The organism is Nocardia noduli, from assembly GCF_019038455.1.
In the GTDB taxonomy this organism is placed as follows: domain Bacteria; phylum Actinomycetota; class Actinomycetes; order Mycobacteriales; family Mycobacteriaceae; genus Nocardia; species Nocardia noduli.
The window spans coordinates 1-26,243 of record NZ_JAFMPL010000036.1 but is presented as its reverse complement, the minus strand read 5'-3'; the positions used below and the strand labels follow the sequence as shown (position 1 = coordinate 26,243).

Genomic DNA, 26,243 nt, shown 5'->3' with positions numbered 1-26,243 from the left:
GTCGTCGTCGGCCGGTACGTGGCACGTGCCGAGCCCCAGGGCGGGGGCCGGGGTGCCGTTCAGCTGACCGCGCGGGCCGTGACGAAGGAACGCGGGCGACAACGTCGATCGCCCCGGGCGGGATCGCGATGCTGTGGTCCCGCCGCCAGTTCAGTTGCCGCCGGTCGCGGCGGTCGCGACGAGGTAGATAACCGCCCCTACGACCGCGATCAAGTAGGGGATGGAAGCCACAGTGGCCCAGATCTTCGTTTTGCGGGACGCGGCGGCGGCGCCCTCGAAATCGCCCGCCCTCCATTTCGGCAGGACCTGACTCGAGTACACGAGTGCCGCGGCGCCCGCGCCGATACTGATGGGGCTACAGAGGATGACGCCGAGGAATGTGACGATGTACGCCCACTCGACGTAGCGTGGCGGTGGCCCTTCCCCTGGAGGGGGTCGATACGCGCCGGCAGGCGGAGGCGGTGGTCCGTCATCGCGGGTTTGTCGATGGCCGCTCGGCGGCCGGCCCGCGCGGTTGTGCAGACTCGCCGCAAGAGCAGCCATGGCATCGGTGTTGCCCGCGTCGGCGGCGTTGCGGTACCAGGACTCGGCCGCGACGAACTCACCCCTTCCAGCGAGGATCCCAGCGAGGTCGTACATCGCATCGGCGATGCCCTCCGCGGCGGCCCTGCGGTACCAGAGCTCCGCGGCGAAGAGATGGTCTCGACCGGTGAGGATCACAGCCAGACGGTGCATGGCGTGAGGATCGCCCGCCTCAGCAGCTGCCCTGCAAAAGACTTCTGCCTCAGCGAGCTGGGGCGAACGGGTAACGGTTTCGAGCTCATCTCCACCGGAAGTGTGTTCGGCCGTTCCCCCTTGCGGCGCGCCCGGCGTCGGGCTCTGATCTCCCAGGAATCGGTACATCGAAACCACACCGTAGATCGAGAAGCCACCCTCGGCGGCGCGTGAGAACCGCACCGCACAGAAGCCCCCAGCGGTGAAAAACGACAGTTGTACTGCCTGCTGCTCCAGCGTCCGCACCTGGGCTCTGGTAACACCTTCGGCGAAAAATCCGCCGATGATCCTGCTCAGGGCATCCTGAAACTCGCTCGCGGAGATATAGCGCATACCAAGGCAGCCCCACACCTGGCGCACCTCGTCGTAGTCCCGCTGCTGCTCGGACCGCGACAGCGCCGGTAACAGCCCAGCACGGCGCATCGCGTCGTGCAACGTCGCGGAAATTCGCGGAGGTGCCATCTCGGACTGCGCCATCAACCTCTTGTACGCAACCGCAACGTCGCCGTTCACATCGTCATTGATGAGCGTGCCGCAGGCAGCGCAGTTGATCAGCGTCACGGTGAAATCGAGCGCGACACTGCGCCGCTCGTCGAGCCGCAATTCTGCTCGGGACGCCCCCTGCTGCGACAGCACACGCGAGGAACCGCAGACAGGACACGTTCGCTGCTCAGGTCGGATCGGCGTGTTCGATTGCACTTCGGAAGACGAACCGGAAGGGCGCTGCAACACACCACCCGGGGCGATCCGCCACACGACAGCCACGATGACCGGCCCTTTCACGGTCTCGAACGGCCGAGTACTCGTCCGGGCAAGCGCGTCGGCGCTCACCGTGCCATCGGACTCGAACTTGGCAACCACCGCATACGCCATAGATCCGGTCGGCTCAAGCACATGGCTCGAAGTAACCGGCACGTCAACGAAACCGGGGCCGATCGCGGCTTCGACGAGCTGAAGGAGCTCATTCGGGTCAGGTGCAACGTCCCGGTAGAGAACAAGGACTTGTTCCACACCCGCCGTGCCCGACCCGGCAACGATGGCCGAGGTCGCCGCTGCGGCGGTCTTCTTGATGAACACGAATCTTTCCTCCTGGGTAGAGGGTCCGGCGCGAGCCGACGAGTGGAACGACCGCGATCGCCGAACCCCACAACGCAGCAGGCCCTCGGGTCACTACCTCGCGTGGTTCACGCTGTCTGGCCCAGCGCGCTGGACAGCCCCGATTCGTGCGTGTCCTTGTCTCGGGTGTGCCGTCTTGTCGGTAGCGCACGCACCGGACAGTGACAGTGGCCCCAGCCTGCCGGTCGATATGCGACCAGCAGATTTTGTGACAGACGGGTTCTTGCGAGCGGTACAGCAGGCACAAGGCCAGGCCCCCGCCGAGCAAGGTCACGCCCAGCAGGATTGCGATCCTTGGCACGGGGGCAGCGATAGCCCCTTACGAGATCGCGCAATCGACACACCCCCAGGGCAATCCGGCCTCTTCCCTGGATACTGTAGCCCGGGGGCGCCTGGCGTCGCCAGGTCAGTTCCCACTGAAACATCATGCGCCACAGTCGGAACCAGCAACTACATCGATCAGCGGCTACCCACACGCTCGCCCGACTCCATCCCGCTACCACCGCTGCCATCCCGATTCCCCGACGAGAACTCGCTACGTGCGGTCACCACCAGCAACCGGACCTCCACGCGTGGACGGAATGTACAAAGCCGACGCCGCTGCTGTTTCCCGACACCGATACCGGCACCTCCACCGCCGCAGCGGCGCGGTTCCACCTCGAACACATCATCGAGGCCGCCAACGGCGTACTGCACCTGCTCACCGGCCGCCCCTGAACAGGGATCGGCGCGAAAGTTCCTCTCCGACTACAGCGAGGGCAGGACTTGGCATGATCACCGTCCAGGAACTACGCACATGGGCCGCCGGTCTGGACCTGGGGACCATCTCGTAATCCACAGTCCCCAGCAGTCCCATCTGATGTGTTTGATGTCGGCGGTGACACGCTGTGTCGCGCAGCTGGGTAGCGGCATCGCTACTCGCCCTGGGGGCATTGTTGTAGGAGCGTGGAGGTGAGTTCGGAGAGCCGTTGTGCCGCGGCGGGGTCGAACGGTTCGCCGTGTACCTCGATACGGTTGTCCTGCATGAATGCCGTGAGCGATTCGCGGGGCGGTGTGTCGAGGTGACGTCTGATCCGGGTGAGTGCGGCGTGGATCGGTTGACCGCGTTCTCGCATTCGGGCAACGGCTTCGGCGCTGGCGGTGTCGTATTCGCCGGTGAATCCGGTCGCGGTCAGACCGGGGTGTAGTAGGACGTAGCGGACCCGTGACTGAGGGTAGCGTTGGATGAAGGCCACAGCGAGCAGGTCGCTGAGTTTGCCGCACTGTGCCATCACTTGGCCGGGGTCGTAGGAGTGCTCGAACTGGATGTCGTCCCAGTGGATCGCTGACAGCGGACCTCCGGGGCCGGCCAGGTCGAGGATCACGGGTGTTTCGGCTCGATCCAGCTGTGCGACGAGCCCGTGTCCGAGCAGGTACCGGCTCAGATAGAACAGCGCGAAGGTGGCTTCGAAGCCTTCCATGGTGACGAATCGGCGCGCACGGAAGAAGCGCGCACCGAGGACGAGCACGTCCACCACCGAGTAGAGCGAGGTGATGTGTTCGATTACTCGCCGGGTCTCGGTCACCAGGCTCAGATCCGCCTGGATGAAATCGACACGTTCGCCCGCACCGAATTTCGTTGCGGCGTCGAGTACCGACTGTGCTTTGCGTGTGTCGGTGCCGATGATGACTACCTGCTCGCCGCGTTCCAGGTACGACAACGCGAGTGCTTTGCCCATCCCATCGGTTCCGCCGGTGATGACCACGGTGCCCACAGCTACCTCCCAAATTGCAAGTCATATGAGTCTACGAAATTGGACTCATCAGTCTAAGCAGACTGATGAGTCCAAGTAAACAGGACCATGAACTCAGACTGGCGGACCGGCGGTAACATGGGCCGATGACAGCGGCCCGGAAGTCGTCTCCGCCTGGTGCGGTCGTGTATCGCGGGCGTATCGACAAGCAGCGGGCCGTGCTGGCCGCGGCGTTCACCGTGTTCGCTCGCGCGGGATACGCACAGGCTCGGATGGACGAGATCGCAGCGGAGGCCGAGGTGGCCAAGGCGACCGTGTACAACCACTTCGGTGACAAGGAGACGGTGTTCCGTCAAGTGGTGCAAGCTCTTTCGGAGTCTGCGCTCGCAGCCAACCTGGCCGCGGTCGAACTGCTCGTGCACGACAGCGACGATCTCGAATACACGTTCGGGCAGGTGGGTCGACACTTGGTCGACTGCTACTGCGGCGAGGAATCCCGTGCGCTGCGTCGACTGCTCTGTGCTGAGGCGGCGCAGTTCCCTGATCTGCTCGACCTCGTCGATGAGGTCTCGCGCCGTGTCACCCGTACCCTCGCGGACCGACTGGCCAGACTGGCATTGGCCGGACGGCTGCGCATCGGTGACCCGGAAACGGCGGCTATCCAGTTCGCCGCATTGCTTGCGGGCAGTGTCGACATACGATCTCGGCTCGGCACCCGGTCGATCTCGGACACGGAACGTCAGGCCATCGCCGATGCCGCTGCCGCCACATTCTCGAGAGCCTTCGGCGTCGAACCGTTTCAGCCCGGGGTGCCCCGAGCAACCTGATCCTCGAACGTATCGAGGCAGACCTGGATCTGTGCGATATCCCCGTGGTCGTGCCAACCGTCTCCTCGGCCGACGAACCGGTCGGGACCGGCGGCGGGACCCACGAGTCGGGACGGTGAGCTCCTTCGGATCGAATCGATTCGGCGCCGATCCCAGTAGGCCACCTCGTCGACACGAGGGTCCGTCGAGTTATGGCCGTTGCAGCATCTCCGGTCGCCGCGAAAGCTCCCCAGGTCGTGCGCATCTGCGCCGACAGCTCGCGGGCCTCGGCGGGCGGCTCGAAACCGAGCAGGAGCGGGCCCAGATGTCTGTCGTAGGTGCCGAACAGCAGTGGCGCTTCGAAACCGTGACATGCGCCGAGCGCACCGCCGTTGTTCGGCGAGTTCCAGGTCAGTCAGTACATGTGCACCCGGCCGCTGCCGGCCGCCCGGGCGTCGGCGAGATGCAGCGCGGGCATGTGGAACATCTGATCGAACTGCACCAGCTCGCACAGCCGCGTCGGGGGAGGCGTCGGGGAAGGCCGCGCGGTAGGCGCCCTCGCTGTCCGGGCCGGGCCCGAACACTTCCAGATCTGCGCTCGCACGGCGTCGTCGATCGTCGCCAGCGTTCCGCTGAGCGCGAGGAACAGTCGGCATTCGTCTCGGTTGCGCCCGATGAGTACGGCGATATCGCGCGCCGCTCCCGCCCGCACCGCATGCCACGGTGTCGTCGGCAGCCCCTCGCCGTCGACCACAGGGGCGAAGGGGGCGAACAGGTGGGCACCGACTCCGACTCACCAGGTTCGGGTGTATCGGCGCATCTCGGCGTTGAGTGTGACACCAGCTTCCGGCAGCCGACGCGGATCCACACAGTTCTGCGACCGTGGGCCGCAGGCCGATTGTCGCGGTGATCGCTCCTGCGACGTCGGCAGCCAGCTCGTCGGAGTGATACTTGCCGGGCATACTCTGGACGATCGCTCGCTGGAAAAGTCTTGCGGGCCAGGCATTACCAGCAGTGCTGCCACAGATCCGGCACCGGCGGGACTCGCCGCAGACGGCGACTCGGTCGGTGTCGCCGCCGAAGGCCGCGATGTTCTCCCGCACTCAGTGCAGTGCCGCGATCTGATCGAGCAGACCTCGGTTCGCCAGCGCCCCATCGATCCGGGTGAATCCCCTCACGCCGACTCGATAGTTCAACGTGACGACGACATCGCTGTCGCGGCGATCCGGAACGCGTCGTAACCGGGGCTGCCCGCGAAGCCCAGTTTGTACGCGCCGCCGTAGATCCACACCAGGACGGCCCGCTTCGCAGCCGAATCCGGTTCGGGCGTCCAGGCATTCACGGTGAGCCAGTCGTCACGATCGCAAATGTCCGTCATGCCGGTCAGCCCGGCGATCCCCGGATCCTGCGGTGGCTGTGTTCCGAACTCGAGAGCGGTTTGGACACCGTCCCAGGAGTGGGGCGGGCGCGGTGCCAGGAAGCGGGCCGCACCCACCGGTGGCCGCGCGAAGGGAATTCCGCGGAAGACGGCCACGCCTGCTGATAGATCCCTTCGTCGCGCGGCGACTCGGCGGTGCGGAACAGTCGATCACCTCTCTGGATGAAGGTGATCGGAACAGCGGGTCGTATGGTGCCTCAGGTCGTAGTGGGCGCCGCACTCGAATCGCTGGGCGCCGGGCGGAGGTCGTCATCCAGGTCGAGTTCGAAAGATCGCGACATTCTGGCGAGCCCGTCGTAGGCGGTGACGGTAAAGAGGATGTCGAGAATCTGCTGAGTATCGAAGTCGGCTCGGAGTCCGTCCCAGGTGTTCTGACCGATGGCACCGTCGCTGATCAGGTCGTCGACGGCCTGCAACAGCGCCGCGTCGAGGTCACTCCAGAATGGCGCTTCGGGGCCGAAAGCGATACGTGCGATCTCCTCGTCGGTCAGACCCGCATCGTGTGCCATGCAAAGGTGCTGTGCCCATTCATAATTGGAGGTGCGAACCGCGGCGACGCGCAGCACGATCATTTCGCGTTGCCGCTCGGTGAGCGTGGTCGCTCTGAGTATATGGCCGTTGAAAGTGAAGAACGCGCGTGCCAGTGCGGGATGATGGGCGAAAGTGCCGAGTATGTTTCGGGCCGCGGGACGGTTCTCCTGTACCGGCTGCGGATAGCGAGGTTCCGGGGGAACCATGGCTGCCATCGCCGCGCGCATCGTTTTCGGCCACTCGGCCAAGGGGAGGGGCTCGATTCGGGCCATGTCAGATCGGATTCCTTCTGTGAAATATGGCGCCTGCGCGGCGACTCGCCATGCTCGACGTCGCGACGATGGCCGGAGTCAGATGAGCAGACCGCTTACATCGACATTCAGGGGAATGCCTGTGACATAGGCGGATTCGTTCGACGCCAGGAAGACGACGGCGTCGCTGATGGCGGGTACGCAGTTCCAGCCGACGAGCATCCTGTTCACCGACTGAGTGATCGCTTCGAGGTCGGCAGAGTCAGGATCGCCCAGATCCGGACGGGATGTCGACTCGGCTTCGTCGTCTGCGAAGATCGGAGCGCCCGGGTCGGCCGGATGGATCGAATTGCAGCGGATGGAGTGTGGCGCCAACTCGATCGCGAAACTCCGCATCATCCTGACCATGCCGGGCTTGGAGGCGCTGTACAGGCCCGTGTCCGAGCGTGCCGCGAGTCCGTTCAACGGGCTGGTGAGCACGATGCTGCCTTTTCCGGTCGCGAGCAGTTGGGGGACAGCGGCTTTCAGCGTCTTCCATACCCCCGAGCGGTTGAGGTCGATCCGGGGTGGTGGTTTCCCGTTCTGTCGACTGCGCTCGTCAGCGGTTCGGCTGCCATTCCCTATACCGGCGTTGGCCACGACGATGTCGAGCCCGCCCAGCTCTTTCACAGCGCCGTCCACCGCACGCTCGAGCGCGTCGCCGTCGCGGATATCGACCTGCACGGTCACGACGCGCCGTCCGTGCTGCTTCACGAACTCGGCAGTGGCTGCCAGGTCTGCGGGCGTGGAAGGCATTGAGGCGCCAGCGGTTTCTTCGGCCTGACCGCAGATGTCGATGGCGATGATGTCTGCGCCCTCCTTCGCCAGTCGCACCGCGTGAGTGCGTCCTTGTCCCCGCGCCGCGCCCGTGATCAAAGCGACCTTGCCGTCAACCCGTCCACTCATGGATTACCTCGTTCGATTCGATGGCACGCATAGATACTCACTCTCGATCAACACGAAACTGATCGATCGATCAAACCTTCACATATCGAGGTGGTCGTGTCAACGGTCACATCGCAGTGGCATCGTCCGGATCCGTATTCGGGGCCGACAGGCGGAACTGCGCGATCATGCCCTCCATGAAGGCGCGCAACTCTTCGTGTCCTTGCCGCATTCCCACCGCGCCCTCGTTGCAGATGATGCGCGCCGCTCCGGTCAGGAGCATGGACATCACGACCGGTGGGAATCGGTGCGGATCCAGCCCGTGAGAGCGCATCACGAGGGCGACCGCCGTCGTCTCGATGTCGCGGACCCTCTCGGCGTAGGACTTCAATTCCTCGGCGATCACTTTGCGATGGTTGGCCAAGGCCATGAACTCGGTATTGAGCGCGGTGTATCGGGCATCGGTATTGATCAGCCACAATGCCTGCAGGGGATCGTCATCGGTGATCGCTTGACGCATGCGGGCGAGTGAAAGTTCCGCGCCGTTTCGCATCACCGCGACGAGCAGGTCTTCCAGCGTTGGGTAGTAGTAGTACAACAGCGCGGAGCGCACCCCCACCTCCGTGGCGATCCGTCGCGTGGTGACGGCGGCGTACCCCTCGGTGCGCATGATCTCGGCGGTCGCCTCCATGAGACGCTGGCGTGTGTCGGCTTTGACGCCCTTGGGGGTGCTCTGGTCGGTCATATGTCACACCGATCGTCGGCGACGACGCTGGGCTGCGCGACACGCGAGGGGGAGTGCCATCCGACAGAAGTCATGAGCCACTCTAACATTGATCGAATGATCAAAATGGCAGCGACGGCAAGTGCGGTTCGGACAGTGGTCGCATCGCGGTCGATGCCGAACTTGCAGGGTAACTCATCTGATGTCGAGGACCGCGGGTTGTGGGTCGGTTCGGGACCGCGTCGTCGAGTTCGTTGTCCAGAAATCCTCGGTCGAATCTGAGGTCGCGTCCAAATCGCCGGTGACCACGAGGGCGCATTTTCGTCGAAGACGAGGCGCGAACAGCCAAATGTCGGAGCCGGATTGCGGCGGGGGAGAAAGTCGGTCGGGTCCCCGCGATGCTTCGTACTCGGCATCCGCTATCGGGATCCGGCTGTTGCTTCGTAGCCGGTGGTCAACCAGTACACGGCGCGGTCGACGGCGGGCACTATCGCTCGCGCTTCGATCTCCCCGCGTGCGACACGTCCGAAAAGCCCGTAGACCAGGCTGGTCAGGATCGTGTCCAGGTCCTGGATGAATTCGACATCGACGTCGACCAGTACTGTCATCGCGGCGGGAACGACTGCGTCTAGTCCGTGGCTGACCAGTGTTTCGCCGCCCGTCGCGGATCGTGCGCGAAAGTAGGCGGCCAACAAGCCGGGGTGGTCTTCCCAGGGTTCGAAGATCGGGCGCAGCACTCGCATGAGGGCGGTGTGCAGAGAATCTCCAGGGCCCGGTGTCGATGTGGGTAGCCCCGCGTAACGATTCTCCTTCGTCCACCAGTCCAGCGCGGCGAGGATGAGTTCGTCGCGGGTGCCGTACAGCTTGTAGATCTTGGCCAGCGACACGCGAGCACGCCGGGCGACCACTCGCACCTGCACCGCGTCGTATCCCTCGGTCTCGAGTATGTCGATGACCGATTCGCGAATGCGCTGTTCGCCTTCCCCGACGGCAGACTCCATGACCGCGTCGTAGCGTTCACTCAATCCGACCGATTCCTTCCCTCCGGGCGGCGGACCTGCTAGTCTCGCTGCTGGTATCCAAGATACCACAGGTCAAGCGCAGATTTGCGTTCAATGTTGTCGCGTTCTCCTCGTGAATCAACCGGGGTGACGCGAATCTACTCGGCACCGAAACGAGGAACGATGGGTTCGTTAGATGGCAAAGTCGCCTTCATCACCGGAGTAGCGCGAGGGCAGGGCAGAAGCCACGCCGTTCGCCTCGCCGGTGAGGGAGCCGACATCATCGGTGTGGACATCTGCGCCGATATCGCGTCCAACAGCTACCCCATGGCTAGCCGTGAGGAGCTCGATGAGACGATCGCGCTCGTCGAGGGACAGGGACGCAAGATGATCGGCACGGTCGCCGATGTACGCGACTTCCTCCAGATCCGCGACGCGCTGAACGCCGGAGTGGCCCAGCTCGGTCGTCTCGACATCGTGTGCGCGAACGCGGGCATCGCGCCGCTGTCGCTCGAGGAAGTTCCGATCGAGACCGAACTCGCGCAGTGGGCCGATGTGGTGGGTGTGAACATGACCGGCGCGTTCAACACCGCTCGCGCCGCCATCCCGCACCTCATCGCGGGTGGCCGCGGCGGTTCGATCACCTTCACCAGCTCGACGGCAGGCCTGGTGGGCATGGGCGGCATGGACGGGGGCGGCCTCGGTTACGCCGCCTCCAAGCACGGCATGGTCGGGATCATGCGCTGTTTGGCGAATGGTCTGGCGCAGTACAGCATTCGCGTCAACACCGTCCACCCGACGGCGGTGAACACCATGATGGCGGTCAATCCGCAGATGATGGAATGGGCGGCGAACAACCCCGACGGCGGTCCGCATCTGATGAACCCGATGCCCGTCGCGATGCTCGAACCGCAGGACATCAGTTCGGCGATCGCATTCCTGGCTTCCGACGAAGCCAAATACATCACCGGTGTGACCCTGCCGGTCGACGCCGGCTTCACCAACAAGCTCTGAGGACGCGATGACCGAGAACACGCGACCGCCCGGACGTGTGGCGGGCAAACGCGTCCTGATCACCGGCGCCGCCCGTGGAATGGGCCGCAGCCATGCCGTCCGGCTCGCCGAACAGGGCGCCGACGTGATCCTGATCGATATCTGCCGGTCGCTCCCGGAACTCGAATATCCGCTGGCCACACCGGAGGATCTCGCCGAAACAGCGCAGCTGGTGGAGAAACACGGGCGTCGGGCGGTCACCGCGCAGGTCGACATCCGTGACGCCGAGGCGCTGATGAGCGCCGTCGACGCAGGGGTCGCTCAGCTCGGCGGGTTGGACGCGGTCGTGTCCAACGCGGGGGTACTGACGGCGGGGACCTGGGACATGACGACGTCGCAACAGTGGCGCACGGTTGTCGACATCAATCTCATCGGCACCTGGAACACCTGTGCCGCCGCGCTTCCGTATCTGGTCGATCACGGTGGCAGCATTGTCAACATCAGCTCGGCGGCGGGTCTGAAAGGCACGCCGCTGCACACTCCGTACACGGCCTCCAAACACGGCGTCGTCGGGTTGAGTCGTGCGTTGGCCAATGAGCTTGCCGCGCAGAGTGTTCGGGTCAATACCGTGCATCCGACCGGGGTGCCGACCGGCATGTCACCGGAATCGCTGTTCGGTCTGCTCTCGCAGGTGCGCCCGGACCTGGCGCCTCTGTTCGGCAACGCGCTGCCGGTCGTGATGACCGAGGCCATCGATATCAGCAACGCCGTGCTCTATTTGATCTCCGACGAGGCCCGGCACGTAACCGGGATGGAGTTCAAGGTCGACGCCGGGGTCACGCTCAAATGAAAGCGAATGATATGGGAACCATCGATACTGCCGCGGCAGACGCCGCGCAGCGTTCGGAACGAGGACGACGTGAGTTCGCCGACGTCATGACCTTCGAGCCGCCGACGGATTCGAGTCCGACGGCGACCAGCGGCCTGATCGATTTCGTCTTCGCCGAGGTGTGGACTCGTCCGGTGCTCAGCCGCCGCGATCGCCGGTTCATCACGCTGTCGTGCGTGGCCGATTCCGACTCCGAACAGGACCTGGTCGACCACGTCTACGCCGCGCTGAACAGCGGTGACATCACGATCACCGAAATGCGGGAAACAGTACTGCATTTCGCGGTCTACGCGGGATGGCCGAAGGCCTCACGGTTCAACATCGTCGTCGACATCCAGTGGGACCGGATCCATCGCGAGCGTGGCCTACCCCTGCCCCCACCGGAGCCGCTACTGCCGCTGGTCACTCCGAGTGACCCGGAGGAGCGCCTGGTGCGGGGCACGGCAACCTTCAAGGACATCAACTGCATGCCCTTCGCGCCCGACCGGGACAACCCCTACCAGGGGGCGGGCATTCTCAATTTCGTCTTCGGTGAGATGTGGGTTCGGCCGGGACTGGATATGAGAGCGCGCCGCTTGATCACCGTGGCGTGCGTGGGATTCCAGGACGCGCCACTGCCGATCCTGTCCCATGTCTACGCGGCGCTGAAGAGCCGCGACATCTCCTTCGAGGAGATGGACGAACTCGCTCTGCAATTCGGCGCGTACTCCGGATTGCCCAAGGCGGCCTATCTCGGTCATGTGATCGGTGAGCAGAAAGCCCGGGTCCTCCGGGAGTGGCGTGATGAAGCCGCAACGACTTCCTAGGAGCAGACGTGGTCTCCACCACTGACAATCATCAGCCCGCACCGTCGCTGCCGGGCGGGCTGTTCATCGGCGGCGATCGGATCGATCGATCCTCCGGTGGCACCCACGAGCACATCTTCCCCGGCACCGGCCGCTCGAACGGGACGATTGCGCTGGCCGGATCCGAGGAGATCGACCTGGCGGTCGCGTCCGGTAAACATGCTCAGCGGGAATGGATGTCGTTCACCGCCGACCGTCGTCGCGACCTGCTGATCGATCTCGCCGATGCCGTTCGCGACCACATGGGCGAATTCTCCCAGCTCAATGTGCACGACTACGGTGTCCCGGTGTCGCTGGCGATCAATACGATTCTTGTCGAACGTTTTCTGCGCCACTTCGCCGGATATGTCGACAAGCCGCACGGTCTCAGCAGTCCGGTGGCCGGGTCGTTCGATCTCAACCTGATCGAACGCGAACCCTACGGCGTCGTCGGCGTCATCGCCCCGTGGAACGGTTCGATGGTCGTCGCGGCCGCCTGCGTGGCACCGGCGTTGGCCGCGGGAAACGCCGTTGTCTTCAAGCCGTCGGCGCTGGCGCCGTTCGCGGCGCTGCGCTTCGGTGAGTTGTGCGTCGAGGTGGGATTGCCCGTGGGGCTGGTGAACATCGTGCCCGCGCGCACCGAGGGCGGCGACGCGCTCGTGCGGCATCGCGGGATCAGCAAGATCCACTTCACCGGTGGGGGAGAGACCGCGCGCAAAATCTTGACCGCCGCCGCGCAGAACCTCACTCCGGTGGTCGCCGAACTCGGGGGCAAATCCGCCAATATCGTGTTCGCCGACGCGGACCTCGACGCCGCGGCGCAGTTGTCGGCGTACCAGGGCCCCATTGTCCAGTCCGGACAGAGTTGTGCCAGTGCGAGCCGCGTCTTGGTCCAGGAATCGGTGTACGACGCATTCCTGGAGAAGTTCGTCGGGGCCGTCGAGGCCGCAAGGGTCGGAGACCCCTTCGACCCGAGCGTCGTCTTCGGTCCGGTGGTGAGCCAGCACGACACCGACCGCATCCTGGGCGTGATCGACGAAGCTGTCGCCAGCCGCTCGGGCGAACTGGTCACCGGCGGAAAACGGATCGGTGGCGATCTGGCCGAGGGCTTCTACATCGAGCCGACCGTATTCGCCGACGTCGACAACCGGTCGGCGCTGGCCCAGGTCGAAACCTTCGGACCGGTGGTGTCTGTCATCAAGTTCACCGACGAAGCCGACGCGATTCGGATCGCCAACGACAGCCCCTACGGTCTGAACGCCTTCATCCAAACCACCAACCTCACTCGTGCGCACCGTGTCTCGAGGCAGTTGGAAGCGGGGTCGATCTGGATCAATCAGATCAGCGACATCTCACCACAGGGCCCGTACGGCGGCTACAAGCAGAGCGGTTTCGGCCGCACCGGCGGACTCGACGGCCTGAACGAATTCTTGCAGGTGAAGAACATTCGGATCGGAATGGGCTGACACGCATACAACTGAGAAGGTGGTTGGGCTACTGCCCGCACGCGGTGACACACCGTGTGTGGGCCTCAGGCCGCACAGTGTGGGCGACCTCGACCCGGTGATCATGTGATGCCCCGATCAGCTTCGGGGCGCGCCTCGCCATCGACGCAGCGACAGCCACCAGCAGCGTGCGTATATTCTCACACTTCGAAAGGGGCCCGGTGTGCCTGCCGACTGGTCCGATCTGCTCCACTGCCTCGAATTGCGTTCCGTGTCCGCGCACTCGATGGAACCAGGCAATGAGACAACGATTTTCGAGGCCGACAGCCAACATCTCGACATCGACCGGCTTTTCGGTGGCCAGGTACTCGCGCAGTTCGTTCGCGTCGCCGCGGCGACGTGTCCCGACAAGGCAGTGAAATCGCTGCACGTGCAATTCATTCGGGAAGGCAAGGGGCACAAAGCTGTTCGCTACGTGGCGCGCCGCGTACGTATCGGGAGGTCCTTCGCCACGCTGGCGATCGTCGCGCAGCAGGACGGCGAGGTACTCGCCACGGCATCGGTGAGTCTGCACGTCATCGAGGGCGGGCCGGAGAACCAAGCGGTCACTTCCGTGCCGTCGGTGCTGTCGCCCGAGTTCCGGATCGGCCACGGTCTGCTGCCCTGGGAGGCCCGCTCGGCAGACGATCTGAACTTGCTCACCGCGCAGGCACCCGACTACGACCTCTGGATGCGCACTCCCGCGGTTGATCCGGCAATTGCGGAGGCCCTGGTCGCCTACGCCTCCGATATGAACCTCATCGGCACCGCGCTGCGCCCGTTCGTCGGCTACAACCATCACGGCAACGGCAGTGTCTGGACCGCGGCCACCACGTCACACACGGTGTGGTTCCACCGCCCGTTCCGCACCGACGACTGGCTGCTACTCCGCCATCACAGCCCGTTGGCCGCTCACGCCCGTTGCTTCGGGCGTGGCGATGTCTTCACCGAGAACGGCACACTGGTCGCCTCGTTCGCGCAAGAAGGGTTGCTCAGGTTCCGCTCGTGACGGATCGGCCGAGTACGACCGATCCGTCACGATCGTCAGCGCAGCGACTCCATCAGTTCCAACGTCGCCTCGGCGGCGGTGACGACTGCGCCGCGCTGGGCCGCGGCACGGTCGGCGAGATCGCCGATGAGCCCGACATCCTTGCGCAGCAGACCGCTGGCATGGGCGGCGAGGACCTCGAGACTGCCGCCCAACGGGGCGATCGTGCTCAGCGCGAAACTGTTCGCGGTGCCCTCGGACAGGAATTCGCCCAGCCGCTGCGGATCGATGCCCAACTCCTTGCCGAGTGTGAAAGTCGTTGCCGCGGTGGCGAGATTCGCGGTGAACAGCAGATTGTTGAGCAGTTTGGCGACTTGGCCCGCGCCGAGATCGCCCAGATGTACGACTCGCCCGGCATAGGAGTCGAAGACCGGCCTGCACCGTTCTACAGTGTCGGTCTCGCCGCCGACCATCACCAGCAGCCGACCTTCGGCGGCGGCGTAACCGCCTCCGCTCACCGGTGCGTCGATGACCCGAACACCCTTGTCCGCAGCGATTTTCGCGATTTCGCGACAGGTGTCAGGATGAATCGTGCTGTGCACCGCGATGACGCCGTCGCGTGCCAATCCGCTCAGTACGCCGTCGGCCCCCTCGACGACCTGGGTGACGTCGGCATCGCCGACCACGCACAGACAGACCAGGTCACTGGCTGCGGCGAGTTCGGCCGGGGATGTCGCTACCGTGGCATCGGTATCGGCGAAGGCGGCCAGCGTCTCGGGCCGGCGCGCCCACAATGTGGTCGGGTGTCCCGCCTCGACGATCCGCCGCGCCATGGGAGCGCCCTGGCTGCCGAGTCCGATAAAACCTACGCGCACGATATTTCTCCAATAGTGGTTGGTTGTGGTGGATCTTCTCCCCCCGATGTGTGCCGTGCACCTGCTCATCCGACGGCCGGACGGGGGACAGATCGACTGATCACGTCGTTACCCGGCTCGTCGGAGTCTTCGATGGACTCGCAGTTTCGGCCGGTGCCGCCCCCTGCTGCGATACCCACAACATCCGCCGGTCGCCATAACCGGACCGGTGCCCTATTTCAGGGTGCTGCCCGCGTCGACGGTCAGGGGAAGGCCGGTGACGTAGCGGGCTTCGTCCGAGGCCAGGAACAGCACCGCGTTGCTGATGTCGACCGGCTCGACCCAGCCGACGGGCAGCACATGCATGAATTGGGCGACGGGACGGAAGTCGTCCACGGTCGGATTCTCCAGATCCGGACGGAACATTTTCATCGTCCCCTCGTTCATGAACATCGGGGTGTTGACGTTGGTCGGATGCACCGAGTTGACCCGGATCGAATGCTGACCCAGTTCGACCGCGAAGGTCCTCATCAGGCCGACCACGCCATGCTTGGCGGCGATGTAGTGACCGGTGTTCGGGTAGGCCTTCAGCCCGCCGACCGAACTCGTCAGGATGATCGATCCGCCTGTGCCCTGCGACAACAGGTGGGGTACAGCGGCTTTCACCGTCTTCCAGACGCCGGAGAGGTTGATATCGATCATGACCTCCCAGTCCTGCTCGTCGAGCTGATCCAGGGTCTGCCCGCCGTTGCCGATGCCCGCGTTGGCCACGATGATGTCCAGGCGGCCCAGTTGCTCGACGCCGTCGTCCACCGCGGCCTTCACCCCGTCGAAGTCGCGAACGTCGACTTCGGTGGCGATGATTCGCCTACCGAGTCGCTTCACCTGTTCGACGGTGTCGGCCAGGTCGTCCGGGGTGGACGCGGGAATCAGATCTGTGCCGCTGACCGGCTTGCATACGTCGATGGCAATGATGTCGGCGCCTTCCTGCGCCAGTCGCAGTGCGTGGCTGCGTCCCTGACCACGCGCCGCACCCGTGATGAAGGCCACCTTGCCTTCGACCCGCCCAACCATGGAAAACCCCGTTCCTTGCAGATGTGCCGCTCGCGCAGCCTGACGTGTATGACCAATCGCGGTACTGATCGGACGATCAAATGTGACATCGAGAACACTCTGCTGTCAACGGTTGATCGACCTGTAGTTCGTTGACCGGCGCGGGAAGGGGGTGCCGAGTCATCGGTGTTCCGCACCGGCGATCTTGCCGCGCACGACACGCTAAGTCGCAGCTAGAGCGCATGCGAGGCGTGCTGTTCGATGGGCTGTCGCGCAGTGTCGAACCGCAGGTCGTTCTCGATCCGGGGCAATACCCTTGACCGTGCGCTGGACTGCATGGTACTCATACTCAACTCAATTAGATTTGATCGATCGATAAATTGCGATCGGATTGAACGCAAGACTGTCCGTGCTGAGCACCCACCGAGGCGATGTCGTCAGCTGTCCTGCGCGACGCTGACGCAGCGTTGACTCGGTCGCCGATCAATACCCATCAACCGTCCGATCGAAATGTCCTCGGCCGGTGGCCACAGCTCCTGTTCGAAAGGCTGACAATGACCGACTTGGCGTCTGTCGACTACTTCTCCGACGCATCGATCGCGCAAGATCCGTACAAATATCTGCACTACCTACGTAGCCAGAATCCGGTCTTTCGTGAGCCCAACCACGGCGTCGTCGCCGTCACCGGATATCAGGAAGCCAATGAGGCATTCCGCAATACCGACGCGTTCTCGGCCTGCATCTCGATCGGTGGGCCCTTCCCGCCGCTGCCGTTCGTGCCCGAGGGAGACGACATCACCGCGCAGATCGAGGCCCACCGGCACCAGCTCCCGCTCTTCGAGCACATGGTGACCATGGATCCCCCGGACCATACGAAGACCCGTACCCTGCTGAGTCGGCTGCTGACGCCCAAGCGCCTCAAGGAGAACGAGGACTACATGTGGCGTCTGGCTGATCGCCAGTTCGACGAGATCGTCGCGGGCGGTCGTTGCGAGTTCCTCGACGACTACGCCAAGCCCTTCGCCACGCTGGTGATCGCCGACCTGCTCGGTGTGCCCGAGTCCGACCGCCACGAGTTCCGCACGCGCCTGGCCGGTCACAAGGATCCAGGCACCAGGGTCGGCGCGCTGGATCACGAACCGGTGGCCTCCAACCCGCTGCAGTGGCTGGAAGACACCTTCAGCGAGTACATCACCGACCGTCGCAATGCGCCGCATGAGGACATCCTGGGAGTCCTCGCGGCCACGAACTATCCCGACGGATCCGTGCCCGAGGTCATCGATATCGTGCGACCGGCGACCTTCCTGTTCGCGGCCGGACAGGAAACAGTCACCAAGCTACTCAGCTCGGCTGTGCGTGTTCTCGCCGAACAGCCGCAACTGCAGCAGCGCGTGCGCGAGGACCGCAGCCTGATCGGTGCGTTCATCGAGGAATCGCTGCGTTTCGAAAGCCCGACCAAGGTCGACTTCCGGTTGGCGCGCAAGACCGCCGTACTGGGCGGGGTCGAGATCAAGGCGGGCACCGTGCTGATGTTGTGCATCGGCGCCGCCAATCGGGATCCGCGCAAATTCGAGAATCCCGACGAGTTCCAGCTCGACCGTCGTAACTCGCGCGAGCACATCGCCTTCGGTCGCGGCATCCACACCTGCGCGGGCGCGCCACTGGCCCGCACCGAAGGCCAGGTCACCCTCAATCGTTTGCTGGACCGTCTGACCGATATCTCGATCGACGAGAGCGCGCACGGCGCCGCGGGCCACCGCAACTACAGCTACGAACCGACCTTCCTGTTGCGCGGCCTGCGCGACCTGAACATCACCTACTCGAAGGCGTAATGAGCTGGGCAGCAATATATTCGGATGGTGCGACCCACGCCCGCCGTGATAGCGAAGGGACAACTTCGATGTCGAACAACAATCAGACGCTCTCGCAGCCCTCGGCGCGCACACCCGCGATGATCGGTGGTCTTCGATGAAGGTCTGGGTCGACTCCGACCGATGCCGCGGACACGGTGTGTGCGTGGCCATATGCCCCGACGTCTTCGAACTCAACGACGACGGCTATGCCGAGGCTCGAATTCCTGAGGTACCGAACGAATATGACGATGCGGTCATCGACGCGGTAGACGCCTGTCCCGAACACGCCATCGTGACGGAGTAGCCGCTAGACGCGGTAGGTCACCCACCGAAGCGGAAGGCCGCCTCTCGACATCAGGAGCTTCGTACCCGCTGTCGCAGAGGGCCTTTCGAGATCTATTGACAACACCAAAGCAACCTCCGCGGGTGTAGCTCGATGACGACACGGTCGCCGGCTGGTCAACGGGGTCCAGTTGAGGAGAAACCTTGAAATCGCAACGAATAGTCATCGCCGTGGTGGCGATGGCACTGTTGGCCGCCGGATGTGGGCGCAGCGGAACCGGTGAGGAAGAAGGCGCCGCGCCCACCGCGCAGGCCACGTCGTCGGGAAACTTCGGCGACCTGTCCGGTATCTGCAAGGGCGGATCGCCCAGCGGAACTCCGGCCCAGGGAGTGACGGCCACCGAGATCAAAGTCGGTGTCTTCAGCGACGTCGGCTTCACCAAGCAGCCCGAATTCGTCGACGCCGCCAGGGCATTCACCTCGTGGTGCAACGCGGCGGGCGGCATCAACGGCAGGAAGTTGGTGTACGAGGTTCGCGATACCAATCTGCTCGAGGTTCGCCCCCGGATGCTCGACGCGTGCCGGGAGGATTTCGCCCTCGTCGGCGGCGGTGCGGCGCTGGACGGGCTCGGTGTCAAGGACCGTCTCTCGTGCCTGCTGCCGGAGTTCCCCGCGCAGGTCTCGCAGTCGCAGAATTTGCAGTCGGATTTGCAGGTCAGCGCGTTGACCAGTACGTACGCGCACTATGAGCCCTACTTCGGGTTCCGGAAATGGCTGCTGAACGAGGCCTACCCGGAATCCGCGGGAGCGGTCGGCATCATCAACGGTGACTCGCCGGTGACCAAAGTGCTCGGCGACAAAGCCGTCGAGGCTATCAAGGCTGCCGGAGGGTCGGTGACCTACAGCGAGCTCTACCCCGCCTCGGGTGTGTCGGACTGGACCCCGTACGCGCAGGCCATCAAGAACAAGAACGTCAAGGGCCTGGTGTTCTACGGCGACTTCCGACAGCTGGGCAAGCTCGAGGATGTCCTGTCGGGGATGAACTACAAACTCGATTGGATCGACCCGACCAACAACGCCTACAACCCCCAATTCCTCCAGGCCGCCGCGCAGTCGGTGGGCGTGCAGAACAATGTCGTCGATCTGACCGGCGCGGTCCCGATCGAGGCATCGGCATCCTCACCCGCGATGGCACAACTGCACGACATCTTCGAAAAGTACGCATCCGGAGCTGAATTGGCCCTGGGCTCGGTGCGAGCGCTGTCCTCCTGGCTGCTGTTCGCCAAGGCCGCCTCCAGTTGTGGTGACCAGCTGACTCGCCGATGCGTGCTCGAGGCGGCGACCAAGCAGACGGCCTGGACCGGCGCCGGTTTGCACACCGCGCGCGATCTTTCGAACAAGGACGCGGCACCGGACTGCTTCAACGTCATGCAGGCGACCACAGCGGGATGGAAGCAGGCCGACTTCAAACCAGACCGCGGTCTGTTCCGCTGCGACGTGACCCCCTACCGCTACACCGCGGAATACGGCGCGGCCACCACCCTCGCCGATGTCGGCAAGAGCCTCAACGACGTCAAATAGCAAAAGCCGCGATCACTTCGCGATCGTCTGCCTGACTGCGGCCCGGGCATGAGGGTCTCAGGCGGTGTCCCAGCCGCGCGTACTCCACGGCGAGCAGCGCGCGGCCCGGTCCCACAGCGGGCTGCGAATTCGAAAACCGAAGGAGAGAAAACATGGGAAAGCTTGACGGCAAAGTCGCTTTCATCACCGGAGCCGCGCGCGGCCAAGGGCGCAGCCACGCTATCCGGCTGGCAGAGGAAGGCGCCGATATCATCGCCGTCGACATCTGCGCGCAACTGGGAACAGTGCAGTACCCGATGGGTACCCGGGACGAACTCAACGAGACTGTCGCGGAGGTCGAGAAGCTGGGGCGGCGGATTGTGGCCAGGCAGGCCGACGTCCGTGACGTTTCTCAGTTGCGCGAAGCCTTCGAAGCGGGCACCGCAGAGCTGGGCCCCGTCGACATCGTCCTGGCCAACGCCGGTATCGGCGCGGGTGGTGCGGTAGCGCCGGACGAGCAGGAGTGGGAAGAAGTCATCGGTGTCAACTTGACCGGTGTATGGAACACCGGTCGCGTGGCGATCCCGTCGATGGTCGAGCGCGGCCAGGGCGGATCGATCGTGCTCACCAGTTCCACCGGCGGGCTGATCGGCGTCGGTATCCCGACGGCGGGATTCCTCGGCTATACCGCCGCCAAACACGGTGTCGTCGGGCTGATGCGGTCCTGGGCCAATTATCTCGCGCCGCACAGCATCCGGGTGAATAGTGTCGCTCCGACCGCGGTTCGTACGCCGATGGCTCGTGACGGGAACCTGGAGGGCATCATGGAACGCAACCCGGCCCTGGCCCAGGCGCTGTCCAACGCCATGCCCGTCGACCTGGTCGAACCGCTCGACGTCTCCAATGCCATCGCCTGGCTGGTCTCCGACGATGCCCGTTACATCACCGGCTCGGTCGTCCCCGTCGACGCGGGGCAACTGAACAAGCGATAGCCACAGGTCTAGGCGAGGAGTGCGCGGGAACCGGTAGCCATCCGGTCCGGCGCACCTTTCGGGCGCATTCTCGGCTTCGCCACAGGAATTCCCATGCCGCCGACAACGACTGCGTCGGCGTTCGAGCGACCAGAAGGAGATTTATGCCCATCCCCGATGTTTCGAGCAAACCACTCGCCGACCTTGTTTCGCTACGTGGTCGACGCGCAGTCGTCACCGGCGGCGGGCGCGGACTCGGCAAGGCGATCGCGTTCCGCTTGGCCGAATCCGGCGCGGACCTATTGATCGGCGATATCGATCACGATCAAGCTGTCACCGCCGCCGAGGAACTCGCCGAACGCCACGGGGTGAACGCCGTCGGCGTCGCGATGGATGTCGCCGACGGCGCGTCTGTCGCGACGGCGGCCGACCGTGCCGTCGCGGAACTGGGCGGTCTCGACATCTGGATCAACAACGCCGGAGTCTTCCCTGCCGTGTCGGTGCTGGAGATGAGCGAGGAGACCTGGGATCAAGTCTTCAGTGTGAACGCTCGAGGTGTATTCCTCGGCGCACGTGAGGCGGCCCGGCGCATCGCAGACGCCGGTACCGGTGGCGTCATCGTCAACATCATCTCCACCGCCGGGTTCCGCGGCAGCGCCCCGGGTCTGGCAGCCTACGTCGGATCGAAACACGCCGCCCGTGGCCTCACGCGCGAACTGGCCCTCGAACTCGCTCCGCTCGGCATCCGGGTGCTCGGTGTCGCGCCGAGCTATGTCCCGACAGAGGGCAATACCTTTGCTTCGGCGGCTGCAGTGGATGGGCCTGACCCGACGTCGGCCCAACTCATGTTCACAAGCCCGATCGGCCGCCCCGGTGTCCCCGATGACATCGCCCGCGTCGTCCTGTTCTGCGCCTCGGATATGTCGGCTTTCATGACCGGCAGCACATTGCTCGCAGACGGCGGCAGTACCGCCTGATTCCCCGCCCTCGGCGAGTTCGCCGGTGCGGTCGAGTGCTCGACCAGCGGTGCAGGCCGTGGATGAACGCGAATTCGGCGAGCGGTTGCGCCGCCGAACCCGCGCTTTCGGCGACTTGCAGCGCGGCCGCGAGTGAGTCGCCTACCGGTTCGCGTGCGGCTTCGGGCAATGCCGAAGGTGACCAGGAATTGCACCGTGACGATCGCGGTGCCGCTGCCGAAACCTCGGTCGGCGAAGAGTTTGATATCGATCAGCGGATGCGCGACCCGTTTCTCGACGAGCACGAACGCGACGGCCGCGAGGACGCCGGTGACGGCCGCGAGGAGCACCAGCGGGTCGAGCCAGCCGCGGGCGGGTACCTCGATCGCGGCGATCACGATCGCGCCGACCGCGAGGGCTCCGGTGATCGCGCCGAGCGGGTCCATCGCGGGCCGCGAGTTGTCCACCGATTCCGCCACGGTGAACGCCGCGATGGACAGGATGACGCCCGCGACGGTCATGCCGAGGAAAATCGAGAGCCAGGACCAGTATTCGATCAGGATGCCCGATCCGAGGATGCCGAGGATCGCGCCCGCGCCCGCGACGCCGGCCCACAGTCCGATCGCGCTGCCGCGCCGTTCCTCGGGGAATCCGGCGGTCAGCAGCGACAGCGTCGATGGCATCACCAGCGCCGCGCCGACTCCGGCGAGACCGCGTGCGGCGATCAGCCAGGTCGGGCTGTCGAGTGCGAGGGGGATCGCCGAGGCCAGCGAGAAGATGATCAGGCCGACGATGAGGACCGCGCGCCTGCCGTATCTGTCGCCCAACGCGCCCGCGGGCAGGACCAGGCAGGCCAGCGCGAGGGTGTAACCGTCGACGATCCAGGTGAGTTCGGCCTGGCTGGCCCCGGTCGCGGCCGCGATCTCGGGCAACGCTGTATACAGTGCCGCCATCGAGGCGATGACGAGAACCACCGCGAGACACGACAGTGTCAGCAGCCAGCGCTGGGCGGCGGACAGTCCGGCGCGTTCGGTGGATTCCATCGGGCCTCCGCAACTATTGGTATCGCGACTCCGGCCCCGCGATGCTGAGCCACAGTAATATACTGCACAGTATCTGAGTGTCCTGATAGACTCTGGAATCCTGATCGGATAGCGAATTGGCTGGAGCGGAACATGCCTCGCGCGGGAATTCAGTCCCCCTCTGTCTCGAGCCGAGCCGCGAGGGCGTTACGAAGCTCGACCGCAAGAGTTTTCGTGAGTCACGTTCGCGTCGGAAGCAGACGATCGGGCCTGTCGAAAGGACGCAGAAGTGAGTTCGAACCACCGGTCGATGGAGCCCCATCGTGAGCGGAGCCGCTACCAGTTCGACCGCCACAAACCCGAATACCGTTTTCGGTTCGAGGCGATCACCGAGGAAATGCACGCGAAGTGTCCGATAGCGTGGAGCGATACCCACGATGGACACTGGGTCGCCGCGGGCAATCGTGAAGTGTTCGAACTCGCCCGCTGCCCACACGTTTCCAACGATCGGGACTACAAGAACGAGCGTCGCGGCTATCTGGGGATCACGATCCCGTACAGCGCGCCGGTTATCCCCCTGCGCAACGGGATCCTCGAGATGGACGACCCAGAACATCGCGTCTTTCGTGCCGTACTCAACCCGTACCTGTCTCCGAGTGCGGTGGCTCGGTGGGAGCCCTTCATCGATGAGATAGTGCGAGCCTGCCTGGATGAAAAGATCGAATCCGGACGGATCGACTTCGTCGACGACCTAGCGAATATCGTTCCGGCAATCCTCACCCTCGCCATGCTCGGCATACCGCTGAGGAAGTGGGCGGTCTACAACGAGCCGGCGCACGCCGCAGTCTACACCCCTCCGGATTCACCTGACCGTGAACGAGTCCAGAACCTCAACTTGGAGATGGGGATGGACCTGATGGCCAATCTGCACGAGATACGCAACGATCCACGCCCAGGGCTGATCGACGCCTTGGCTCGCATGGAGATCGACGGCCACAAGCCCGAGGAGATCGACCTGCTCGGCATCCTCGGATTACTCATCGGCGGGGGATTCGACACGACAACAGCGCTGACCGCCCACTCGCTGGAATGGCTGTCGCAGCACCCCGAGGACCGTGAAACTCTCAGTCGGGAACGCGAGATGCTACTGAACTCGGCAACCGAGGAGTTCCTGCGATACTTCACTCCTGCGCCGGGGGACGGCCGCACCATCGCCGAAGATTGCGAGGTCGCCGGGCAACAGTTCAAGGAAGGCGAGCGACTATGGCTGTCCTGGGCGATGGCCAATCGTGATGCCACCGTCTTTTCGTCCCCGAACGAGGTCGTGCTGGATCGGAAAGGTAACCGGCATCTGAGTTTCGGGCTCGGTATCCACCGATGCATCGGGTCCAACGTGGCACGAACTGTTTTCAAACGGATGTTGGTCGCAGTCCTCGATCGCATGCCCGACTTCCACTGCGACCCCGATGGTGCGGTCCACTATGAAACCATCGGCCTGATCCAAGGTATGCGCAAACTTCCCGCGACCTTCACCCCCGGGCCGCGATTGGGAGCCGGATTGGACGACACCATCGACGAACTGCAGCGATCAGTGCACGAGCAACGGCTCGCGGCACCGATCACGGGCGCGGTGAGAGGGACTTGATGACTGAAACTCTTCATTTGCGCGTCGGTGAGCTGGTTTTCGAGGTACGCCGCTGGATCGGTTCCGGCAATGGGGTGAGTGTGCTTCTACTGCACGGTTTCCCTCAAAGTGCCGCCTCCTGGGAAGGCGTTGCCGATTGCCTGTCTGCGCAAGGCGTGTCGATGTGGGCGCCGAATCAGCGCGGCTACTCGTGCGGCGCGCGACCTGCCGGAGTCGAAAACTATCGTTTGGCTGAACTGGTCGGCGATGTCGTGGCCTTCTGTGACGAGTTGTCCCTGGACAGGGTGCATTTGGTCGGCCATGACTGGGGTGCGGTCGTCGCGTGGGCGGCCGCGGCTCGGCACCCGGAACGGATCGCCTCGGTCACCGCGCTGTCGGTGCCGCATCCGGCGGCCTTCGCGCGTGCGATCGCTGACGACCCCGAGCAACAGGAGAAATCCACCTATATCGAGTTCCTCAAGCAGTCGGGTTCCGAGGACCTATTGGTTGCCGACGGTGGAGCGGCTCTACGACTGGCCTTCGGCGACGCCATCGCTCCCGCGATCGTGGATCGCCATCTCGCCCCACTTCTGGAGCCCGGCGCAATGACGTGTGCACTGAATTGGTATCGGGCAATCGGCGACGATTGGAAAACGCTTCCGCCGGTGAGCGTTCCATCGACGCTGGTGTGGGGAACCGAAGACGTGGCCGTCGCACGTGCGGGGGTCGATCTGTGCGCGGAGTATGTGCACGCCGACCTTGACGTGGTGATCCTGCAAGACCGGGGGCACTGGTTACCCGAGGAAGTGCCGGAGGAGGTCGCGGCAGCTATCTGCTCGCGGATCGGCATCGTCCGCGACGTGCCCGAGGCAGACTCGACAAGTTGGGTTCTACCGACGCGTGGGAGGTGATCCAGCTAGGTAAGCGCGGTGGACAGCATATTCGTCAATCTCTCGACGAAAATGTCTTGCGGTACCCGGTTCTCGTCCAGGATCCAGCATTCGAGTCCGCTGAAGATCATCGCGAGTAGCGGGGTGATTCCGATCTCGGCAGGTGTGTCCTCGATCCCGAGGATTTTCGAAATCGGCGGTGCCAGTGTGGTGAACAAAGGTTGATTCGCCAGCGTGTGTCTGTCTACGAGAAACCGATACACATCCACATTGTGCACTACCGCGGTCGCGATCCCATTGATGGCCTGTGTCAGCCGGACCGGCAATTCTTCGGTCGAGCCGGCAGTCGAAGAAAGCATGTCGCCGAAGACATAAGCGACCAAAGCGGCCGAGAAACCGGATTTCGATCCGCACAGCGTGTAGATGAGCGGTTTGCTCATGCCGGCCGCTTTCGCGATATCGTCCATGGACGTCGACGGGCCGTGGACTGCGATCGTCTCCAAGGCGATTCGAAGGAGTGCGGTGCGTTGCCGCTCGCGAACGAGCACTGACTTTCGTGGTCGTCCTCGATCGGCGAGGATCGTCGGTGTATATGCGATTCGAGCGGTCATGAAAATATCTCAGCCCCGTTGTTGTAGAAGTAAGCCCAGCGTGCGAGGCGAATCACCGGGGGACCGGGGCGTGGGGTCCGCCGTAGGGGGT

26 protein-coding genes and 1 pseudogene are annotated in these 26,243 nt (G+C 64.2%); 14 read left to right on the top strand and 13 right to left on the bottom strand.

Features of this window, described 5'->3' with window-relative positions:
• Positions 1 to 150: 150 nt before the first annotated feature.
• Positions 151 to 1,851, bottom strand: coding sequence for a CD225/dispanin family protein (locus JZ792_RS42990; protein ID WP_216912263.1), 1,701 nt, complete (start codon positions 1,849 to 1,851; stop codon positions 151 to 153).
• Between the two features lie 465 nt (positions 1,852 to 2,316).
• Between JZ792_RS42990 and JZ792_RS20280 the strand changes: the two genes are divergently transcribed.
• Entirely contained in the window at positions 2,317 to 2,607 is a 291-nt protein-coding gene (locus tag JZ792_RS20280) for a hypothetical protein (protein WP_216912262.1), read from the top strand.
• 197 nt (positions 2,608 to 2,804) lie between these two features.
• On the opposite strand, the gene JZ792_RS20275 is transcribed toward JZ792_RS20280, so the two are convergent.
• Positions 2,805 to 3,644, bottom strand: coding sequence for an SDR family NAD(P)-dependent oxidoreductase (locus JZ792_RS20275; protein ID WP_216912261.1), 840 nt, complete (start codon positions 3,642 to 3,644; stop codon positions 2,805 to 2,807).
• A 125-nt stretch (positions 3,645 to 3,769) separates the two neighbouring features.
• Here JZ792_RS20275 and JZ792_RS20270 point away from each other — a divergent pair, with 125 nt between their 5' ends.
• On the top strand, positions 3,770 to 4,450 hold the full coding sequence (locus JZ792_RS20270) for a TetR/AcrR family transcriptional regulator (RefSeq protein ID WP_216912260.1): 681 nt from the start codon (positions 3,770 to 3,772) through the stop codon (positions 4,448 to 4,450).
• Between the two features lie 394 nt (positions 4,451 to 4,844).
• Here the strand turns inward: JZ792_RS20270 and JZ792_RS20265 are convergent, their stop codons facing one another.
• From JZ792_RS20265 to JZ792_RS20235, 7 genes are all read right to left on the bottom strand, one after another.
• Complete coding sequence (locus tag JZ792_RS20265; RefSeq protein ID WP_216912258.1) at positions 4,845 to 5,183, bottom strand: carboxylesterase/lipase family protein; 339 nt, start codon at positions 5,181 to 5,183, stop codon at positions 4,845 to 4,847.
• A gap of 349 nt (positions 5,184 to 5,532) precedes the next feature.
• Complete coding sequence (locus JZ792_RS43225; protein ID WP_368858161.1) at positions 5,533 to 5,607, bottom strand: hypothetical protein; 75 nt, start codon at positions 5,605 to 5,607, stop codon at positions 5,533 to 5,535.
• A 14-nt stretch (positions 5,608 to 5,621) separates the two neighbouring features.
• On the bottom strand, positions 5,622 to 5,963 hold the full coding sequence (locus tag JZ792_RS20255; protein WP_216912255.1) for a carboxylesterase family protein: 342 nt from the start codon (positions 5,961 to 5,963) through the stop codon (positions 5,622 to 5,624).
• Between the two features lie 101 nt (positions 5,964 to 6,064).
• Positions 6,065 to 6,670 carry a carboxymuconolactone decarboxylase family protein gene (locus JZ792_RS20250; protein ID WP_216912254.1) on the bottom strand — a complete coding sequence of 202 codons (606 nt, stop codon included), beginning with the start codon at positions 6,668 to 6,670 and terminating at the stop codon, positions 6,065 to 6,067.
• A 78-nt stretch (positions 6,671 to 6,748) separates the two neighbouring features.
• A complete protein-coding gene (locus JZ792_RS20245; RefSeq protein WP_216912253.1) occupies positions 6,749 to 7,594 on the bottom strand; it encodes an SDR family NAD(P)-dependent oxidoreductase in 846 nt (281 codons plus the stop codon).
• 106 nt (positions 7,595 to 7,700) lie between these two features.
• Positions 7,701 to 8,318, bottom strand: coding sequence for a TetR/AcrR family transcriptional regulator (locus tag JZ792_RS20240; protein ID WP_216912252.1), 618 nt, complete (start codon positions 8,316 to 8,318; stop codon positions 7,701 to 7,703).
• Positions 8,319 to 8,716: 398 nt separating this feature from the next.
• Positions 8,717 to 9,298, bottom strand: a complete 582-nt coding sequence (locus JZ792_RS20235; protein WP_216912336.1) for a TetR family transcriptional regulator — start codon at positions 9,296 to 9,298, stop codon at positions 8,717 to 8,719.
• A gap of 183 nt (positions 9,299 to 9,481) precedes the next feature.
• On the opposite strand from JZ792_RS20235, the gene JZ792_RS20230 reads away from it, so the two are divergent.
• The 5 genes from JZ792_RS20230 (at position 9,482) to JZ792_RS20210 (ending at position 14,497) form a co-directional block, all read left to right on the top strand.
• On the top strand, positions 9,482 to 10,312 hold the full coding sequence (locus JZ792_RS20230; protein ID WP_216912251.1) for a mycofactocin-coupled SDR family oxidoreductase: 831 nt from the start codon (positions 9,482 to 9,484) through the stop codon (positions 10,310 to 10,312).
• 7 nt (positions 10,313 to 10,319) lie between these two features.
• Complete coding sequence (locus JZ792_RS20225; RefSeq protein ID WP_216912250.1) at positions 10,320 to 11,141, top strand: mycofactocin-coupled SDR family oxidoreductase; 822 nt, start codon at positions 10,320 to 10,322, stop codon at positions 11,139 to 11,141.
• Positions 11,142 to 11,152: 11 nt separating this feature from the next.
• The gene (locus JZ792_RS20220; protein WP_216912248.1) at positions 11,153 to 11,986 is read left to right on the top strand and encodes a carboxymuconolactone decarboxylase family protein; all 834 of its coding nucleotides are present in this window, start codon (positions 11,153 to 11,155) and stop codon (positions 11,984 to 11,986) included.
• 8 nt (positions 11,987 to 11,994) lie between these two features.
• Positions 11,995 to 13,470 (top strand): aldehyde dehydrogenase family protein, encoded by a 1,476-nt coding sequence (locus JZ792_RS20215; RefSeq protein ID WP_216912246.1) that lies wholly within the window; start codon positions 11,995 to 11,997, stop codon positions 13,468 to 13,470.
• A gap of 202 nt (positions 13,471 to 13,672) precedes the next feature.
• On the top strand, positions 13,673 to 14,497 hold the full coding sequence (locus JZ792_RS20210; protein ID WP_216912244.1) for an acyl-CoA thioesterase: 825 nt from the start codon (positions 13,673 to 13,675) through the stop codon (positions 14,495 to 14,497).
• Between the two features lie 35 nt (positions 14,498 to 14,532).
• Here JZ792_RS20210 and JZ792_RS20205 read toward each other — a convergent pair whose 3' ends face one another.
• Both JZ792_RS20205 and JZ792_RS20200 read right to left on the bottom strand, forming a co-directional pair.
• Complete coding sequence (locus tag JZ792_RS20205) at positions 14,533 to 15,351, bottom strand: NAD(P)-dependent oxidoreductase (protein ID WP_216912242.1); 819 nt, start codon at positions 15,349 to 15,351, stop codon at positions 14,533 to 14,535.
• A gap of 213 nt (positions 15,352 to 15,564) precedes the next feature.
• Entirely contained in the window at positions 15,565 to 16,404 is an 840-nt protein-coding gene (locus tag JZ792_RS20200) for a mycofactocin-coupled SDR family oxidoreductase (protein ID WP_216912240.1), read from the bottom strand.
• Positions 16,405 to 16,937: 533 nt separating this feature from the next.
• Between JZ792_RS20200 and JZ792_RS20195 the strand changes: the two genes are divergently transcribed.
• The 5 genes from JZ792_RS20195 (at position 16,938) to JZ792_RS20175 (ending at position 22,026) form a co-directional block, all read left to right on the top strand.
• A complete protein-coding gene (locus JZ792_RS20195; RefSeq protein ID WP_216912238.1) occupies positions 16,938 to 18,215 on the top strand; it encodes a cytochrome P450 in 1,278 nt (425 codons plus the stop codon).
• A gap of 136 nt (positions 18,216 to 18,351) precedes the next feature.
• Entirely contained in the window at positions 18,352 to 18,540 is a 189-nt protein-coding gene (locus tag JZ792_RS20190; RefSeq protein ID WP_216912236.1) for a ferredoxin, read from the top strand.
• 182 nt (positions 18,541 to 18,722) lie between these two features.
• The gene (locus JZ792_RS20185; protein WP_254190089.1) at positions 18,723 to 20,099 is read left to right on the top strand and encodes an ABC transporter substrate-binding protein; all 1,377 of its coding nucleotides are present in this window, start codon (positions 18,723 to 18,725) and stop codon (positions 20,097 to 20,099) included.
• A gap of 152 nt (positions 20,100 to 20,251) precedes the next feature.
• Positions 20,252 to 21,070, top strand: a complete 819-nt coding sequence (locus JZ792_RS20180) for a mycofactocin-coupled SDR family oxidoreductase (RefSeq protein WP_216912234.1) — start codon at positions 20,252 to 20,254, stop codon at positions 21,068 to 21,070.
• A gap of 143 nt (positions 21,071 to 21,213) precedes the next feature.
• Positions 21,214 to 22,026: an SDR family NAD(P)-dependent oxidoreductase gene (locus tag JZ792_RS20175; protein ID WP_216912232.1), complete on the top strand. Its 813-nt coding sequence runs from the start codon at positions 21,214 to 21,216 to the stop codon at positions 22,024 to 22,026.
• Between the two features lie 167 nt (positions 22,027 to 22,193).
• Here JZ792_RS20175 and JZ792_RS20170 read toward each other — a convergent pair.
• A pseudogene (locus tag JZ792_RS20170) lies at positions 22,194 to 23,048 on the bottom strand (MFS transporter); the annotation flags it as partial.
• A gap of 268 nt (positions 23,049 to 23,316) precedes the next feature.
• On the opposite strand from JZ792_RS20170, the gene JZ792_RS20165 reads away from it, so the two are divergent.
• Both JZ792_RS20165 and JZ792_RS20160 read left to right on the top strand, forming a co-directional pair.
• Complete coding sequence (locus JZ792_RS20165; protein ID WP_438804352.1) at positions 23,317 to 24,672, top strand: cytochrome P450; 1,356 nt, start codon at positions 23,317 to 23,319, stop codon at positions 24,670 to 24,672.
• Positions 24,672 to 25,562, top strand: coding sequence for an alpha/beta fold hydrolase (locus tag JZ792_RS20160; RefSeq protein WP_216912230.1), 891 nt, complete (start codon positions 24,672 to 24,674; stop codon positions 25,560 to 25,562). Before JZ792_RS20165 ends, JZ792_RS20160 begins: the two co-directional genes overlap by 1 nt.
• Positions 25,563 to 25,567: 5 nt before the next feature.
• Here the strand turns inward: JZ792_RS20160 and JZ792_RS20155 are convergent, their stop codons facing one another.
• Positions 25,568 to 26,152: a TetR/AcrR family transcriptional regulator gene (locus tag JZ792_RS20155; RefSeq protein ID WP_216912228.1), complete on the bottom strand. Its 585-nt coding sequence runs from the start codon at positions 26,150 to 26,152 to the stop codon at positions 25,568 to 25,570.
• Positions 26,153 to 26,243 lie beyond the last annotated feature (91 nt).